A 15,522-nucleotide genomic window follows, 5' to 3' on the forward strand; every position below is an offset into this window, starting at 1 on the left:
TTATCGCTCGGGACCGTGAGACGGCTCGGGGTGATGGACAGGAAATGGCGTTGGCCGCGTCGGCTGATTGTCTGGTGCCCCGCGATCGGTGCGGGCGCGGTCGAGAATGCCCTCGAGGAAGCGGTCCAGGACCTGTGCAATACTGCGCGCGCCCTCGGCGAGATGTTCGGCGGCGCCGCGCGGCGGACGCTCCCGGCGATCAAGATGCCGTTCGAGCATGCGATCGCGGCGTTGTGCGCGCAATTGCTCCTGTTCGGCCTTGAGATTGGCCAGATGCTGTCCATGGCGGTTAGAGAGTGCATCGACACGGTCTGCCTTCAGCCGCCCCAACCCTTCCGACGAAGATGTTTTCTCGCCCGACTGCCGCTCGAGCTTGGCGATCAACGCCTCGACGTCGTTGGTCCAAAGCCTCGCGCCGAAGGCCGCGCGGGTGATGGCCGTGTAGAAATTCTGGGCGTTGACCAGCGGCGATTCGACCGGGGCGAGCACGAAGACGCGCGGATAGGTCTTGGACTGGGCGGAATAGACGGTTTCGGCATAGCCATGATCCCAGGTCCTGTGCTCGGCGAGATCGACCTGTTGCACACGTCCGTCCCGGTCCCAGCGGATCGTTGCCACCTCCCCTCCCAGCTTCTGCACGGTTCCGCGCTCGGAATTGCGCAGATCCAGTTCACGGTTGACGAGACGCCACTGGATACGGTCTCCTTCGGCAAGATCGCGATATTCGGGATTGAATATGTTGATGTGCCGGGCCCCGGTGGTCTGCGGATCCCATCGGATTGTGCGTCCTTGCTCATCGACGAGGCGCACGACCTGCCGGCCATTGGGTTCACGCCCCAGTCCGATGACGTGATAGTCGGCATTGCGGGCGACACCGAGGCCGACGATGTCGCGGTCGAAGCGCACGATCTGACCAGAGCCGTAAAAACGCGCCATATGCTTTTCAATGTCGGTCAGGCCGGCGGGTGCGAGGATGGACAGCCGGCTATCCTGGGCGGCGAGACCATTCTCATCCTTCAGCGCATCGCGAATCTTGCTGTTGACGATGAGGCGGGTCGCATTGTCGAGGACGAGAATATTGGTGCCGACCCGCGAGTCCGGCTTGAGCCGTATCCAGGCATGGACGACCTGCTCGGCCATCCTCTCATTGTCGGTGACGGTGCTGACGCTATCGAGCTTTGCCAATGACTCGGTGAAGTTGCCCGAACGTGCGGCAGTGACGGCCGCCTTGATCGATTTGGTTTCCTGACGCACGGCCTCGGTAAGTTCGACCGTCGGCAGGCCCAGTTTGCGCATCAGCCAGAACGGCTTGCCCTGCTCGATGGCGCCAGTCTGTTTCTCGTCGCCCAGCAGCAGCAATCGTGCGCCCGTCGTCCTGCTGATTTCAAGCAGCCGCTGTGCCTGGCGGTTACTCAGTTGCCCCGCCTCGTCGAGGACCAGCACATGACGGTCGGTGATCCCCTGCCCGCCTCGCGCGACGAAGCCGGCAACAGTATAGGAGGCGATATCTGCCCTCTTGCCAAGTTCGGCGGCCGCCGAAGATGTGGGCGCCAGGGCGATCAAGGTCGTGCCGGGCTCAGCCGCCTCTCCCAACACTCTGACCAGCGTCGATTTGCCGGATCCCGCGACACCGTGGATGGCGGTGATGCGATCGGGTGTCAGCGCCGTCTCGACAAGGGCATTCTGCTGCTGTTTGTTGAGGCTGGTCCCCTCCAGCACGGTAAGTAATCGATCACTTGAGGCAATCGGGCGAGCATCATTCAGGCCGAGCGCGATATGCTGGGTGAGCGCCAGTTCCAGCCGCCAGGATTTGCGACTGGTTCTCCCGCGCGTCAGTATCTTGTCGCCGGTCTGCTCATGGGTCGGCAGCAGCTTGCGCACCAGTTCGTGGTTTTCAATCCGGGGACGGATATCCTCGAGCCGGACTTCGCCGACATGGGCGGCGAGACCAGTGCGCAGAATATCGCCCAGATTGTTGACCGCTTCCGTCGTCTCCAATTGCCGCAAGCCGAACAGCGCGGCACGCGATGCCTCCTTTTCGGTGGGTGGCAGGTGTCTGCCTTCTCGCTCATGCGTTTCGTCGGTGATCAACCGCAGCGCGTCGAGCCGTGGCCCGGTCCGCTGGTGCCACCGCGCGACAAGGTCTTCCTTGCCGATCTTCACCTTGGCCTTGCGCGTGGCGTAGAATGAGGCGCGCTGGGCCTTCTGTCCCACCAGCCCATGTTCGCGGGCATGTTCTTCGATCGCGTCGGCGCGCTGCGAGAATTGTTCAATCAGATCATCGGGAACACCGCGTATCTCGAAGAGGCCCGATCGCGGGTTGGTGTCAATCTCATAGCCAGCCTCGCGCAACCCGAAGGCCAGGGCATTGCGATAGATCTGACCCGCGACGCGCTGTTCGCCATACATGACCCTGCTTTCCAGGCTCGCCATGGGATCGCCGGCTTCACGGTTGGTCATGTTGAGGACGGCCAGATGGGTGTGGAGATGAGGATCGAGTTCGCGACTGCCATGTTCGGTAAAGCGCGCAACGAGGATGCGACCGGTGGTTTCGTGAACGATCTGGCCTTCGTTCCGGCGGCGCAACTGCGCCTGTTCCTCCAGATAGGCGATAGCGGCGGTCACCGCTCCCTCATGGGCGGCAAGTACGCGTTCGTCCCCGGCCACCAGCGCCATGATCGACACGGACTTTGGCGCGTTGACCGCGAAGTCCCAGCCGGGATGGTGTTGGATCTGCCCATCGGCGCGATGGCGCCCCAGCTGCTGGTCGCCAACCTTGCCAGCCAGAAGGTCGCGAAACAGCTTCGGATCGACCGCGCCTGACAGCCCAAGATCAGCCGCGAGCTTGCCGGCCCATTCCGAAGGCTCGTTCCCGCCCTTGGTGTAATAGTCGCCGACCGTATAATAGCGGGCAATGTTGGCGGGCCGACCATGGAGACGCTGGGGCTGGATCATGCCGGCCTCGCCTGCTCACGCGGCCCATCTTCATGGCCATGCTGGACAAGTTCGGAGCGGATTTCTCCCTGCTTGCCGGCAAGGATGGACCACAGGGATCGCGCGGGAGCCGGGAGCTCGGCATGCTCTTCATTCAGCAGGATGTCCTCGACCCGCTGCGGATCGATATCGGGCGCCGGAGGGCTGAACAGATCCGGCTGTGGTGAAGGCGGCGTTGGCGTCTCCTGGAATACCGGGGGCTTCTTCGACGGCTTTTCTCCGGCGTTGGGGGCTGGCGGCGTCTGCGCAGCCTCGCGCTCCATGGCTTCACGGACCCGCGATTCGGCGTGGGCAATGCGAACGAGTGTTTGCGCCTTGTCGATCTGGGCGGGCGGATCAGTACGTTCGGCGAAGGCCTCTCCCAGCGATGGAATGTTGTTGAACCGGCTATCGAACCGGACCACAGGCAAATTGCGGCCGAAGCGCAGGAAGCCCACCAGATTGGGCAGGTTGGTGACTTCGGTCGGCATGACCAGCGGCCGTGTCACCTGCATACGCGATAGGTTGACGCCATCGCGCATGTCGTTGACGCCATAGGACATGCCCTCATTGGCCTCCACCTGTTCGACCTGACCAAGGTTGATCGAGACATGATCGGCGGTATCCGTATCATTCGCCCGCAGCGCCACCCAGGTTGAGCAATAGCCGGTGATCGCCGCGGCATCTTCCTTGCCGTAGGTCGCCTTGAGCTGTGGATAGGACTGGAAGCCCAAAATGCCGCATCCGCCATATTTGCGCGCCCGCGCAAGAAAGTCCGAAAGCGACGGCAACTTATGCAGCGTCGGCAGTTCGTCGATCACGCAATAGAGCCGCCGGTCGCGATCTGGCGTCAGGCTCATGATGGCGCTGATTGCGATGTCGAGCCAGACGGTGATCAGCGGGCGCAGCGAGGGAAGCTGATCGGCTTTCACGGTGATGAAGAGCCAGCTTCCCTCGGCGCCTTTCTCTACCCAGTCGCGGATCGAGAAGCCGTCCTCGGTATCGTCGAGATAGCTGAAGCTGCGCATGACCGAGGCGAGTTCGGCCTGGATGCCGGCGGATGTCCGCTCGCCTTCCGTGCTGATGAAGGCGGCGGCGTCCGTGCCGGTGACGAAGGCGGCCAGATCCTTGAGCTTCGAACGCAAGAGCCGATCGAGCAGGACCGAGACATAGGTATGTTTCTGACGCGCGAGTTTGCGCATGACCGCGACCAGCGTGCCCCGCGCCGCCTTGGCCCAGAAGGGATCGCCATGCTTGTCAGGAATCGTCGACTCGGCGATTTGATCATAGTGATAGTCGCGCGGCACATCGACCCAGGGCGACCACCGCGCCGTCCGCTGGTCGAGCGGGTTGAGCAGCATGTCGGTGCCTTGCCGGTAGAATTTCTCGACGAAGGTGCCGGCGGTGTCATAGACGATCGCGCGACGGCCTGATTTACGGATACCTTCCAGCATGCCGACAATGAGATTGGTCTTGCCGGTACCCGGAGCGCCGCACAGCAGGATATGCTCGGGCTCGAAGGCTTCCGGAACTGGAACGGCTCCGATAACGAGCGGCCCTTTTTTCTGACCCCACAGCGCGCGTCGAACCTGGCGGATGGTGCCGAAGCGCGCGCCGCGCAAATATTCGTTGGAGCCGAGCCCCCTGCCCGTCCGCGTGAAATAGAACCACGCCCAGCCGAGCATGGCAAACGCGAACAGCCCGGAAATTAGCGCCCCATGCAGCAGATAGCCCTCGAAAGACCGCAGGGTCTTGTTCGCGAGCGCCGAGGCGACCAGCCAGTCCGCCGAAGTCCAGTAAGCCAGGCCTTCTGGCGTGCGAAACTGTACCGGGTCATTGGTTCCGGCAGCCGCGTCGACCTTGATCATCGCCTCGGCCAGCTTGAGCAGGACAAACCGCTCATATTCGGTCGATTTTTCGAACGCATACCAAAGCGTGCCGATGATCCAGATGATGAAGCCGGCTAATATCGTCTGGTAAAAGACCTGTGTGGTCATGCGGACGTTGTGGACGATCGCCTGCCCGCCGCGCGTCCATGAACCCAGCATATCGTTGCGGAAGATGCTCATGGGAGATCCTCTCCACCGAGCAGACCGCGTTCGGCGAGAATAACGCGGGCCTGCGACATCCCTTGCTCGAGCGCCTTGGGAGACTGCTGGCCGACGGACGTCGCGACGATCGATAATATCTGGATCGAAGTGGCGAGGATCTCATCCTGGGAGGAGAAGACGTAGCGCTTGCGTTCGTCGACCGCCTGCTCAAGCAGCTGCCGTATGAAGCCGGACAAGGACAGGTTCGCACCGCGAGCACGGCGCATCAAGGCAGCATGCAGCGACTCATCGAGACGGAAATTGAGCTTGGGCAAGCGAAGGGTCTCCTTGTCCGGAGACCTTCGCAGATGTCATGAAGCCTTGGCACGTTACCGAATCCGCATTCGTGGCGCAAGTTACGAAGATTCAAAAATCTATAGCCGGAAGAATTATAGGAACGCTTTTCGGCTGTTACCGACCGCGGGGTGTTTCAATCGAGGAGTATGGATATGCTTCTTCGCGGCGATTCGCCTTGATCGCGTGCGGAGATTGCGCATTGCCATATCGCGTGTTCGGGCAGGAGGAAGGCATCAGTGGAAGAATCAGACGGCCTCTCCCGCTGGTCACGCCTCACTGACAAGCATCGCGCCTGCCTCGATCTTGTTGTTGAACGCAAGAGTTCGAAGGAAATCGCACGGGTTCTTCAGATTTCCAAGCCCACCGTCGATCAGCGCATCACCGCCGCCCGAAAAATTCTCGATGCAGCCGACCGCGATCAGGCGGCAGTCATCTACGCCAGGTTGAAGAGTGTATATGATCGCGTCACATATGATCCAGTGCAGCTTCCCCCGCTGCCTGTCCTGGTGCCATCAGACTTCTCGGACGGCGACCCGTCATCGGTTCTTTTGCTGAGCGATAGTATCGCGCCCAGCATCAGGTCCGGGGACATAGGGAAGGATTTTCTGGCGCCGTTCCAGGAAGGGTGGAGACACGATTACGGCATCCCGGCGCGCATAATGATCATGGTGGCTATGCTCACCGCCCTGGTCATCGTCGTGTTTCTGGGCCTCGGCATTGCCGAGACGCTTACGCGCCTCGTTTCCAACTAATCCTGACAATCTGGCCCAACATTGCCCGGAAGCGCTTCGCGCTCCCGGCGAAGGAGAAACTATGTCCAATTCCGAATCGCTCGCGGTAGCTCGTCTCCAACGCGATGTGCCTGGTGCCGAAGCCCGGATCGACGACGCAATCATCGCCCTTTCCACGCTCATGACCAGCGTCGTGACTGCCCGGCGTGAGATAGGCGTTGCCGCGAAAACGGGGCAGGCGACCATCATACGTCTCGCAAAGGCGCAGATGTCGCTGATCGATATCAGCAACGACGTTCTACGGGCCCATGGCGAACTTGCCGATATCGGCAAGGAGACCGCAGGTCTCGATCTCCACGAATGTCCTTCGATGGCCGTAGCGCCCCCTCACCTCGCCGCCGTTGCCTAAAGTCGATTGACCAGGAGCCATCGACATGATTTGGAAACGGAATGTTACGCATTGCCCTGTTTCTGATATTCCTGTCGATGGCGATCGGATACGCCATCTGGAAGGGAGGAGTGCCGGAACGGGCTATGGCCGCTATCCTGATAGCCATGGCCTTGATGGATCAGGCTCTTCACCTCTTCATACCGGCCCACTTTGCGACGGTCGACACCGGTCATCTTACGATCGATCTCTTTGCGGCGGCATCGACGATCTCGCTGGCCATAGTGGCGCACAGGTTCTGGCCGATGGTGGCTGCCGTCCTTCAGATACTTCCACTTCTGGCGCATTTCAGCCGGGCGCTGGATCTGAGCATGCATCCGATCGCGTATCTGACGATGCAGGTTGCCTCATCCTGGCTTCTCCCGCCGCTTCTGGCCCTCGGAACCTGGCGACATCGGCTGCGCCTGCAACGCAACGGCAGCGATCCATCCTGGCAGACTTCATTGAAATCATCGAGCCGGTCGATGGAGACCAGCTAGCAAACGCCCTCTTCGACGAATTTCGTAGCCTCGGGCGCATCTTCGCTCAAAGCCCCCAGTCGCTGGAGCGTGTGCTTGGCGGTCATGCAGCCGTCGCCCGGATATTGCTGGGCTCCCGCCTGGTGCTCCTTGAAGGAATGCGGGAGGAATTTGCTTCTCTTCCGATCAGTCCAGACTGCCCCAATTTGCTTCAATATCTGATGGCTTCGATGGGCGCTCTGCCCGACGAGGTCTTGCGGGTCATATTTCTTGACAGCGCGGGGCATCTGATCGCCGATGAGCAACTGCAGGTTGGTTCTCTCCGGCAACTGGCACTTTATCCTCGCGCTATCTTTCGACGTGCTATGGAACTCGATGCTGCCGGATTGATCCTTGTACACAATCATCCAAGTGGAAATCCGAATCCCAGCGAAAGCGACATTGCCGTCACACAGACCTTGTCGGAAATCGGTCGTTCCCTCGACATCGATATCGTCGATCATATCGTGGTTACCGCGACCCGGACCATGAGAGTGTCATCCCTAAACATGTTCCAGCCCCATCGACCGACAGAAAGCTCCCATGTCATTAAGGACAGCGTAGGGCCGAAAGCCGGCTACCCCTATGATCGAGGTCCCGCAGCCCTTGAGAACGCAAGAGCCGTCCGCGAGCGCCGCAAGTTCCGAAGTGCGTTGATCGGGTCGCCGGAACTGTTTGGTGAGCCGTCCTGGGAGATGTTGATCGAGGTGTTCATCCAGGAAGCCGAAGGTGTAAAGATCGCGGTCAACACATTATGCCGTTCCTCCACCGCCACGCCCAGTACCGCGCTTCGTATCTTCAACAAGCTTTGCGAGGCGAGGCTGCTGGTAAAGGTAAGCGATCCCAATGATGGTCGCCGTCACTTTGTTCAGCTGACGCTTCGGGCCAGAAAATCGCTTTATGCCTATTTTTGCGTAGAGAAAAATTGACCCGCAGGCACGGATGCAAGTAGGTCATCAAGAGCAGAACGACTGTACCTAGCTGGGGCAACCAGACCGACTTGGCAGGGCAGGATTGCAATAATATCCTACAGCAGGACTACGTGGAGGACGCCGCCACGGCGCGATTCACCCGTCTGTCGCCATCCAACGTCGCCTGGCGATCTAATTGCTATTCCTGCTGTTCGTCGCGGATCCTACGGGGCTTCTCGAGACGATCTCGATCCTCTGGCAGTGTGACGATCCGCTATGGATTGGGAGCGAAGGCTGAATCGAGCGCACGCCGCCTCAGACGACCTGCGCCGCCAGCGGTTCGAATTTGGCGAATTGCTGGGTGCTCGGGCAATCGGCGCAGTCGCGGTGCGCGTTCCCGCTCTGATGCGATCGCAGGCGCTGCGGCAAGGCATCGAGATCGGCGGGGCTTTGTAGACCGTCTACCGTGATCTCGAAATGCTCGGGCGCGAAGCTGCACGGCGCGACCCGGCCCGCCTCGTCGATAAACAGGAAGGTCTCCGCGACCCGGCAATCGGTTATGGGAAGCGCCCGCCCCGCCACGCTATCCGCGAACCGTTCGAGATAGGCAGCACCACCTACCAAGGTCGTCCCCACCTGGCGGAGCTCGGAGCGCAGCCGCGGCACTTCGTCCGCAAGGCGCGCAACGTCATCAGAGCTCAGGCCATGGCTGGGATAGAATTCGGGCCGGTCGCGCCCGCCCAGCTGATTGAAGCTGATCTCGTCGACTCCCCAGTCGGCGAGCATGCGGCATAGCGAGGCGAAGCCCGCAATATTGTCGCGCATCAGCACGACATTGACCCGGACCTTGAGCCCCGCGCCCGCCGCGTCGCGTTCGGCCACCAGCGCGGGCACCGTCTGCGCGAGCTTGGCGAATGCGCCGCGCCAGCCGCGCATGGCATCGTGGAAATCGGCCATGCCATCGATGCTGATCGTCACCTCGCTGTAGCACCGTACCAGTTCTGCGCGGACCTGCGGCGCACCCAGGCGGGTGCCGTTGGTGGTCAGGCTGAGATCGACACCCTGTTCGGCGGCACGTGCGTCCAGTTCCGTGCGTGGTGCCCACAACAGGGGCTCGCCGCCGAGCCAGCTGAGCAGCACGGGCTGCCCTGTCGCACCGCGCCAGGCGCCGAGCAGGTCGATGAACCGCGCGACCCTGGCCGGATCGGCTTCCTCGCGCGGCAGGCCCAGGCGCTTGTCGTACGCGCAGAACGGGCACGCCAGATTGCAATGGTTCGATACGCGCCACAGGACGATCATGCCGCCGTCTCCAGCCGCAGCGGCGCATTCGCGAAATCCTCGGCAACGACTTGCTCAATCTGCCGCGCGATCCCGCGGGTCAGGCCCGCCGGCAGCTCGACCGCGAAGGCGCGCGCCACAAATCCCTCGATCGCCCAGCGCACGCAATAGTCGGCAGCGACGCCGATCACCGCCACCTCGCGCACGCCGCGCGCTATCAGCGCCGCGAAGAAGGCGTCGCGCGCCACGGTCTCGCCCGTGGCGACCGCCTCGATCGCGATATCGGCCTCGGCCCACATGTCGAACACGCCTTTCTCGAGCCGGTAGACCGGAATCGCCGCATTGACGACATTGGAATCGAGCATGTTTGCCCAGCCCGGCGTGCTGTGCACGCAGTGAAGGGGAAACTGTTCGGCCTCGGCAGAGGCGGGATAGGCCTCGGCCGAATGGGTGTCGAAGGTGAAAAGCACCCCGGCAGTTTCCGCCGGCCGGAGCAATGCGAGCCAGCGCTGCATCGGGGCGATCAGCGCCTCGGCTCCGGCGACCGGCAGCGCCCCGTCCGCGCACATGAAATCGGCCTGTGTATCCACCACGACGACGAAGCGTTGCATAGTCGCATCTCCCATGAATCAGGCTTGACATAAACCCATATTGCATATAAGTAAAGCGCATCATGAATATAAGTGGCGATAGCGAATTTCTCAGCGACTATGATCCGACGGCGTACGATTGCCCCTCGGTCACCGTCGATCTCGTGCTGCTTGGCCTGCACCGCCAGCGGCTGTCGGCGTTGCTGGTGCGGCGCGACCAGCCGCCGCAGGCGGGGCACTGGGCATTGCCCGGCGGATTCGTCGCGATCGACGAGAGCCTCGACGTCGCCGCCGCGCGGCTGCTCCGCGACAAGGTGGGTTTCGACGGCGCCCATCTCGAGCAGCTCTACAGTTTCGGCGCCGTCGATCGCGATCCGCGCATGCGCGTGATCACCATCGCCTATCTGGCATTGCTCCGCGAGGATCAGATGAATGCGGCCGTGCGCGCGGGCCGGGTCGCGGTCGCGGCGCTCGAAGGCGAGAGGTTGGCGGCGATCGGCGAGGACCAGGCGGCGCTTCCTTTGGCCTTCGATCACCAGGCGATCCTGGCGCTCGCTCGCGATCGGCTGCGCGGCAAGATCGACTATTCGGACCTGGCCTTCGCGTTCCTGCCCCCGCGCTTCACGCTGCGCGCGCTCCAGGACGTGCACGAGGCGGTGCTCGGCACGCCGCTCAACAAGCCCGCCTTTCGCCGCCGAATGCTCGATCGGGGCCGACTGGTGGCGACGGGCATGCGCGAGGACGAGGCATCGCATCGCCCCGCCGAACTGTTCACGCTCGGCAGCGCCCGCTGACCAGCCCGGAGCCATTGATGGTCTATACCGATATTGCCACGCGCACCTACAACCATGGCTGGCGGCTCGACCCGATCGTGCGCAGCCTGCTCGACACCGATTTCTACAAGTTGCTGATGCTCCAGCTGATCTGGCGGCTCCACCGCGACACCCAGGCGACCTTCGCGCTGATCAACCGCACCCGCTCGGTCCGCCTCGCCGAGGTGATCGACGAAGGCGAGCTGCGCGCGCAGCTCGATCATGCGCGCACGCTGCGGCTGGGCAAGAAGGAGCTGATTTGGCTCGCCGGCAACAGCTTCTATGGCAATGCGCGGATGTTCGACCCCGAATTCCTCGCCTGGCTCAAGGATTTCCGACTCCCCGAATATGAGCTGCGCGTCGTCGACGGCCAGTTCGAGCTGCACTTCGCCGGGCCATGGACGCACACCACGATGTGGGAGATCCCGGCGCTTTCGATCATCAACGAGCTACGCGCCCGCGCGGCCATGGCCGGCAAAGATCGCTTTGCGCTCGATATCCTCTACGCCCGCGCCAAGGCGAAGATGTGGGACAAGGTCGAGCGACTCCGGCATCTGCCCGATCTGGTTCTTTCCGACTTCGGCACGCGTCGAAGACACGGCTTCCTATGGCAGCGTTGGTGCGTCGAAGCGGTCAAGGAAGGGTTGGGCGACCGCTTCATTGGGACTTCGAACGTCTTGCTGGCGATGGACAGCGATCTCGAGGCGATCGGCACCAACGCGCACGAACTGCCGATGGTCGCCGCCGCACTGGCAGAGAACGATGGCGCGCTGGCCACAGCGCCCTATCGCGTGCTTGACGAATGGCGGCAAGCTTATGATGGTAATCTGCTGATTGCCTTGCCCGATGCGTTCGGCACCACCGCGTTCCTGCGCAACGCGCCTGAATGGGTTGCAGACTGGACCGGTTTCCGCCCCGACAGCGCTCCGCCGATCGCGGGCGGCGAGCAGATCCTTGACTGGTGGCGCGAACGGGGCCGAGATCCGCGCAGGAAGCTATTGATTTTTTCGGACGGCATGGACGTCGATTCGATCGAGGCTACCTATCGATATTTTCACGGACGTGTGCGCACGAGCTTTGGATGGGGCACCAACCTGACCAACGACTTCCGCGACTGCGATCCCGACGGTGGCGCCGGCCTCGCGCCGATCTCGCTAGTCTGCAAGGTCGTCAGCGCCAACGGCCGCCCGGCAGTCAAGCTCTCCGACAATCCCGCAAAGGCCACTGGCGAGCCGAAGGAGATCGAGCGCTACCTTCGCGTTTTCGGAGAGGCGGATCGCGGCGTGCAGCCGGTCCGCGTATGACCGCTCGGGGCGGTTGCCGCCGAGCTGGAGGGCAGAACCCGCGCATAACTCCCGGCGACATTCACAGGCGGGCGGCGGTTATCGCCTGATTTTCGGACATGGCAAATGGCTGGACGTGGTGATCCCGCTGGCGGCAGACCCCCGCCACGCCACAGAAGGAATGCGAATGTCGAGCAGGCTGGCAACCAGGCAGACGGGCGGCTATGAGAAAGCATGACGCCGTTGCCGATTAACAACTCGTGGGTGCTGGTAACTGGTGCCTCAACCGGCCTGGGCAGAGCGTCTGCCCTCCGCTTAGCGGAATCATACCAAGCCAAGCCGCTGATAGTTGGTCGACGACTAGATAGCTTGTTACAGTTACAGGCCGAAATTGGCGAGCGGTTCGATGTCGCTTGCGAGATCGTTGTCGCCGATCAACGTGAAAACGAGGGTCGGAAGAAAATCGCGGCCAAGGTTGCAGACCTTGAGGTGAACGCGGCTTTGTTAGCTGCTGGGCTGACCAGCGTCGGCTCATTCGATGTAGATCGGGCCGCTGCCTACGCCGAGGTAATTGAGACAAACATACTTGGGTTCACCGACCTACTGGCCCGCCTCGTTACGATATTCAGGCAGCGCCCCTCTGAAACATCGATCATCGCGGTTTCAAGCTTAGGGGGTGAAACATCTGTGCCATTCCAAGCGGTCTATGGCGCGTCCAAGGCCTATGTTAGCACCCTTGTACGTGGGGTTTCCGCCGAGCTTGCCGGCACGGGGGTCAGCGTTGGATCATTTGTACCAGGCGGCATCGACACCGGCATGGCTGCCCTTAGCGATCTGAGGTGGGGAAAGATGGGCTTGATGGATGTCGATCGGTGCGCCGCACACGCGGTCAAGGCTCTAATTTATCGGCAACCCTTCACCATACCGGGGCTGAGCAACCGGCTTACTTATATGGCCAGTAGGGCTCTGCCTCGATCACTGGTCAGTCGTATCGCGGCGCTGCCTTATCGGCAGCCGCAATAAACTGATTTTCGTTGGGCACCGAAATGTAGACAAACCGCTATTCGTTGGCCCAACCTATTGTGCAGGTATATAGCGAAGCGTGCCTACCTGGCGCGTATGCCCGCCAGTGTCGTTCGGGTGATTTACACCGTCTAAGACGGGCACTTCGAAGAAATCGAAGGGGCTTATTCCATCCAAACAGGCTACGTTCACCCCATACTGGTTCTGATTGGATCGGCGCTGATGGTGAGTATAGATTCCGCAACGAGAGCAGAAGAAGTGCTGGGCTGATTCCGTATTGAAACGATAACTTGTTAGGGTGCCTTCACCCTGAAGAAATCTGATCCCGCCCATCTGCGCCGAGACAACGACCGCACCTCGCATTCGACAATAGGAGCAAGTGCAACGGCGGATTGTATTGAGGCTATCACTGAGCGTCGCCTCAAAGCGGACTGCGCCACAATGGCACTGCCCATTTCGGATATTCGCCTCGTCTGCCATGATGCAAGCCTCTTGTGAGCCTCAAATCTATGTCTGCCGACACCGTAAAATCAAGGTGTCGCTAGCGGCTGCAAGTGAAACGACACGAGCGATCCGCTCCAACCCGACCGACAATCACATCAGTCTGTCCGAAAACTCCGTAGCGGATTCCCGGGTTGTTGCGGGTTTGGTATGATCGGGCATGGGCTACATCGAAGGACATTCGCGCGATCAGATGCTGCTGCTGCCAGCCTCGGTCAATGACGATGTTTCGGCGGACAACCCGGTACGCTTCATCGCTGCGTTCATCGATGATCTGGATCTTGGCGAGCTTGGCTTTGACCGCTCGCGGCCCAAGCGCACCGGCCGCCCCGGTTATGATCCGGCCGATCTGCTGAAGCTGTATCTCTATGGCTATCTCAATCGCGTCCGGTCGAGCCGGTGCCTGGCGGCCGAGACGGCACGCAACCTTGAAGTAATCTGGCTGCTTGGCGGGCTGCGCCCTGATTTCCGCACGATCGCTGACTTCCGCAAAACGAACCGCGCCGCGTTCAAGCCGCTGTTCCGATCCTTCGTACTGCTGTGCCGCCGCCTCGACCTGTTCGGGCGCGAGTTGGTGGCGGTGGACGGTACGCGGCTCAAGGCGGTGAACAGCCGCAAGCGCAACTTCACGCGTCAGAAGCTGGCCGGATGGATCAAGCTCGCGGACGAGCGGATCGAAGAGTATCTGGCCCGCCTTGATCTTGCCGATAGGGCCGAAGCCGAAGCAGAAGGTGCGGCCCGCCGTGCAGCGGCGCTGGAGGCAAAGATTGCACGGATGCGGAAACGGCGTGAACTGCACAGTGCGATGCTGGCCGATCTTGTCGCGAGTGGAGAAAGCCAATTGTCGCTTACCGACCCCGACGCACGTGGGATGGCAACCAGCCCCAAGGTCGGCGTGGGTTACAATGCGCAGGTCGCGGTCGATGCCAGGCACAAGCTCATCGTCGAACAATATGTCACCAACTCGGGCAGTGATCTGGGCTTTCTGGCGCAGACGGCCAGCGCCGCACGCGAGATACTGGGCGTCGAGCAGATCGATGCTGTTGCCGACAAGGGTTATTACAAAGGGGAAGATATCGCCACCTGCGAGGATGTCGGCGTCGTTCCCTATGTCGTGCGCCCGCAACGCGGCCCCGGCATCAATGAGGGCTATTTCGCGAAGAGCGAGTTTCGGTACGACGCCGACGAGGATTGCTACACCTGCCCCGGCGGACAACGCCTCGATCCCTATACGCGTTCACAAAAGCCGAACGGGCATGTCACGATCCGTTACGCAAACATGCGGGCCTGCGGGACCTGTGCGCTCAAACCCCAATGCGCGTCCGGCACACGGCGAAGCATCGACCGATGGGAAGGCGAGGCCGTGCTTGAGCGCATGGCGGAACGTCTTGCCGCACGGCCCGACATTACCGACCGGCGGCGCGAGACGGTCGAGCATCCCTTTGGCACCATAAAGCAGTGGATGAACCAGGGCGCGTTCCTGATGCGGGGCCTGGCCAACGTCAATGCCGAGTTCAGCCTGACAGCGCTCGCCTATAATCTCAGGCGGGCCATCAACATCCTCGGCATCCCGGCCCTGCTAGGCGCTGTGCGGGCCTGAAATGGCGCAGCGTCCGCCATCGATGCCACTACATCACGTTACATTGCCTGATACGGCCCATCAGGGCACCCTCTCGCGCTCTTGCCCCGAAAATCACCATAAATCGCAAACCGACTTGGCCCGCTCGACCGAATGACTATCCAATCCGGCGTTTTCGGACGGACTGACATGAAACGCGCCGGTCCATCTTGGCGGTAGCGGCTAGGTGCGAGATCAGCCCCGACGCCCCCTGACGGAAAACCCTGCCACCGGCGTTGTCGGACACTTTCTCAATCCGACAGTGATTTTCGGGCATTCCACGGGATCACAGGGCCGCGCAATTCCGTGCGCGCCGGATTTTCGCCGGAACCGCATGACGACTGCTTGAGATTCATGTGATTGCCGACAGAAAAGTAGAGTCTGCCGTCCTCTGCCGTTGAGACGGTTTTCGATCAAACTTCTATCATGCGATAATATTTGGGTAGCTTGAGTTTTGCCTCTCTGAGAGC

14 protein-coding genes are annotated in these 15,522 nt (G+C 61.5%); 8 read left to right on the forward strand and 6 right to left on the reverse strand.

The features are described from left to right. The 3 genes from mobF to Q0D44_RS16385 are packed head-to-tail and all read right to left on the reverse strand — an operon-like array spanning window position 1 to window position 5,338. Complete coding sequence (gene mobF / locus Q0D44_RS16375) at window positions 1-2,955, reverse strand: MobF family relaxase (RefSeq protein WP_066764618.1); 2,955 nt, start codon at window positions 2,953-2,955, stop codon at window positions 1-3. Continuing rightward, window positions 2,952-5,042 (reverse strand): type IV secretion system DNA-binding domain-containing protein, encoded by a 2,091-nt coding sequence (locus tag Q0D44_RS16380; RefSeq protein ID WP_066764619.1) that lies wholly within the window; start codon window positions 5,040-5,042, stop codon window positions 2,952-2,954. The genes mobF and Q0D44_RS16380 overlap by 4 nt, the downstream gene beginning before the upstream one ends. After that, window positions 5,039-5,338 carry a ribbon-helix-helix protein, CopG family gene (locus tag Q0D44_RS16385; RefSeq protein WP_066764623.1) on the reverse strand — a complete coding sequence of 100 codons (300 nt, stop codon included), beginning with the start codon at window positions 5,336-5,338 and terminating at the stop codon, window positions 5,039-5,041. The genes Q0D44_RS16380 and Q0D44_RS16385 overlap by 4 nt, the downstream gene beginning before the upstream one ends. 258 nt (window positions 5,339-5,596) lie before the next feature. On the opposite strand from Q0D44_RS16385, the gene Q0D44_RS16390 reads away from it, so the two are divergent. From Q0D44_RS16390 to Q0D44_RS16405, 4 genes are all read left to right on the forward strand, one after another. Further along, window positions 5,597-6,112 carry a helix-turn-helix transcriptional regulator gene (locus tag Q0D44_RS16390; protein WP_231736537.1) on the forward strand — a complete coding sequence of 172 codons (516 nt, stop codon included), beginning with the start codon at window positions 5,597-5,599 and terminating at the stop codon, window positions 6,110-6,112. 61 nt (window positions 6,113-6,173) lie between these two features. After that, on the forward strand, window positions 6,174-6,500 hold the full coding sequence (locus tag Q0D44_RS16395; RefSeq protein ID WP_066764627.1) for a hypothetical protein: 327 nt from the start codon (window positions 6,174-6,176) through the stop codon (window positions 6,498-6,500). A 41-nt stretch (window positions 6,501-6,541) separates the two neighbouring features. Further along, window positions 6,542-7,018, forward strand: a complete 477-nt coding sequence (locus Q0D44_RS16400; RefSeq protein WP_066764634.1) for a hypothetical protein — start codon at window positions 6,542-6,544, stop codon at window positions 7,016-7,018. A 71-nt stretch (window positions 7,019-7,089) separates the two neighbouring features. After that, window positions 7,090-7,965 carry a JAB domain-containing protein gene (locus Q0D44_RS16405; protein ID WP_216313457.1) on the forward strand — a complete coding sequence of 292 codons (876 nt, stop codon included), beginning with the start codon at window positions 7,090-7,092 and terminating at the stop codon, window positions 7,963-7,965. Window positions 7,966-8,262: 297 nt separating this feature from the next. On the opposite strand, the gene Q0D44_RS16410 is transcribed toward Q0D44_RS16405, so the two are convergent. After that, complete coding sequence (locus Q0D44_RS16410) at window positions 8,263-9,246, reverse strand: radical SAM protein (protein ID WP_066768708.1); 984 nt, start codon at window positions 9,244-9,246, stop codon at window positions 8,263-8,265. Further along, a complete protein-coding gene (locus Q0D44_RS16415; protein ID WP_066768706.1) occupies window positions 9,243-9,836 on the reverse strand; it encodes an isochorismatase family protein in 594 nt (197 codons plus the stop codon). Before Q0D44_RS16415 ends, Q0D44_RS16410 begins: the two co-directional genes overlap by 4 nt. A gap of 62 nt (window positions 9,837-9,898) precedes the next feature. Between Q0D44_RS16415 and Q0D44_RS16420 the strand changes: the two genes are divergently transcribed. The 3 genes from Q0D44_RS16420 to Q0D44_RS16430 all read left to right on the forward strand — a co-directional run bounded on the left by Q0D44_RS16420 (window position 9,899) and on the right by Q0D44_RS16430 (window position 12,933). Next, complete coding sequence (locus tag Q0D44_RS16420) at window positions 9,899-10,609, forward strand: NUDIX domain-containing protein (protein ID WP_066768703.1); 711 nt, start codon at window positions 9,899-9,901, stop codon at window positions 10,607-10,609. A 17-nt stretch (window positions 10,610-10,626) separates the two neighbouring features. Further along, the gene (gene pncB, locus Q0D44_RS16425) at window positions 10,627-11,931 is read left to right on the forward strand and encodes a nicotinate phosphoribosyltransferase (RefSeq protein ID WP_066768701.1); all 1,305 of its coding nucleotides are present in this window, start codon (window positions 10,627-10,629) and stop codon (window positions 11,929-11,931) included. A gap of 213 nt (window positions 11,932-12,144) precedes the next feature. Beyond that, window positions 12,145-12,933: an SDR family NAD(P)-dependent oxidoreductase gene (locus Q0D44_RS16430; protein ID WP_066768699.1), complete on the forward strand. Its 789-nt coding sequence runs from the start codon at window positions 12,145-12,147 to the stop codon at window positions 12,931-12,933. A gap of 54 nt (window positions 12,934-12,987) precedes the next feature. On the opposite strand, the gene Q0D44_RS16435 is transcribed toward Q0D44_RS16430, so the two are convergent. Further along, window positions 12,988-13,413 carry a GFA family protein gene (locus tag Q0D44_RS16435; protein ID WP_082733583.1) on the reverse strand — a complete coding sequence of 142 codons (426 nt, stop codon included), beginning with the start codon at window positions 13,411-13,413 and terminating at the stop codon, window positions 12,988-12,990. 181 nt (window positions 13,414-13,594) lie between these two features. On the opposite strand from Q0D44_RS16435, the gene Q0D44_RS16440 reads away from it, so the two are divergent. Then, window positions 13,595-15,034 carry an IS1182 family transposase gene (locus Q0D44_RS16440; protein WP_216313459.1) on the forward strand — a complete coding sequence of 480 codons (1,440 nt, stop codon included), beginning with the start codon at window positions 13,595-13,597 and terminating at the stop codon, window positions 15,032-15,034. Window positions 15,035-15,522: the final 488 nt, after the last annotated feature.

The organism is Sphingobium sp., assembly GCA_023266575.1.
GTDB lineage: Bacteria > Pseudomonadota > Alphaproteobacteria > Sphingomonadales > Sphingomonadaceae > Sphingobium.